This is a genomic window from Paenacidovorax caeni (genome assembly GCF_001298675.1).
Lineage (GTDB): Bacteria > Pseudomonadota > Gammaproteobacteria > Burkholderiales > Burkholderiaceae_C > Paenacidovorax > Paenacidovorax caeni.
The window spans coordinates 1-1,069 of sequence record NZ_CYIG01000118.1 but is presented as its reverse complement, the minus strand read 5'-3'; the positions used below and the strand labels follow the sequence as shown (position 1 = coordinate 1,069).

General features: G+C 56.3%; 2 protein-coding genes. Both read left to right on the top strand.

Annotation, left to right across the window (positions count from 1 at the left end; all coding sequences use genetic code 11):
- A partial coding sequence (locus BN2503_RS20400) for a hypothetical protein (RefSeq protein WP_233495141.1) occupies positions 1-687 on the top strand: 687 nt, incomplete at its 5' end.
- A 31-nt stretch (positions 688-718) separates the two neighbouring features.
- Entirely contained in the window at positions 719-922 is a 204-nt protein-coding gene (locus BN2503_RS18980) for a hypothetical protein (protein ID WP_054258138.1), read from the top strand.
- Positions 923-1,069 lie beyond the last annotated feature (147 nt).

The following is a 1,069-nucleotide window of genomic DNA, read 5'->3' as shown; positions in this document are numbered from 1 at the left end:
CAGCGGATCGCCCACCTCGTCTCTCTTGTGCTGGCGCGAGGCCTCGGCGAACAGATCGAACTTCAGGGCGCTGCGGGGCGTGATCATGGCAAGGGGCGGGTCAGGCTTCTCGGGTCAGGAAGAGAGCGGATGGGTTTTGAGAAGTTCCCAGAAGTGGACCATGCCCATCCGCGATTGGAAGGCCGCGCTGACCCACTTTACCATTCAGTTCGGAGACCGCATCTCCGTCAATTGAAGTCTGAACCGTTTACACAAAAATTCGGACACGCCCGCTTGGAAACTGACAAAGGTCTCATCGTTGGCATCGGTATAGATGGTGCCTTCAGCGACCACAGCAGATGTGTGGCGGAGGCGTGGGAAGGCACTCTGATTGTGGGGTGGCGCAAGGCGTATGCAAATCAAGACTTTGCAAACGACGCTTTGCGCGTTGAAATGGCACAGAAGCTAGCAGGCAAATCGGACCGTTGGTGGCTCTGTTGGACGACCTTCGGCGGTCCCGCCAGAGAAATAGGCTCCGCCGTAGCTGGATCGGCCGAGGGACTCCTTTTTCTCCACGAAGATAATCGTGACCCCAAGCATCCGACTGCCCTGCACTTGGCGCAGGAGCTTTGGAACTTCTTCGAGCCCTTTCAAGAACGGATGAGCGAGTCGTACCGAAGTTCAGATGATGCCTCTTCTAACGGTTAAATCCGACTTGTGACGAAAGAACCGAAGCTCTATGACCTACGCAGCAAAGATCGAAGGCACCAACGTGAAGATCGTTGAAATCCGCACCAACAGCACCAAGCGCACGTTTGGCTGTGCAAGCTACAAGGGAGCCAAGTCCGTCAACATCACCGGCGATCTAGCGGCAGTGACCTGCGGCGATGGCAAGGTGCGTGTGTACGACATACGCACGGGCTCGCTCAAACGCACGCTGTAGGGGCGTGTCCGAATTTTTGTGTAAACGGTTCGGACTTCAATTGACGGAGATGCGGTCTCCGAACTGAATGGTAAATCGGGTCAGCGCGGCCTTCCAATCTCGGATGGGCATGGTCCACTTCTGGCTGATGTTGCGCAGGGCCAGGTA

Bases quoted from the DNA above. Each gene is read 5' to 3' on its own strand.
- BN2503_RS18980 (WP_054258138.1), top strand. From the start codon at position 719: ATGACCTACGCAGCAAAGATCGAAGGCACCAACGTGAAGATCGTTGAA.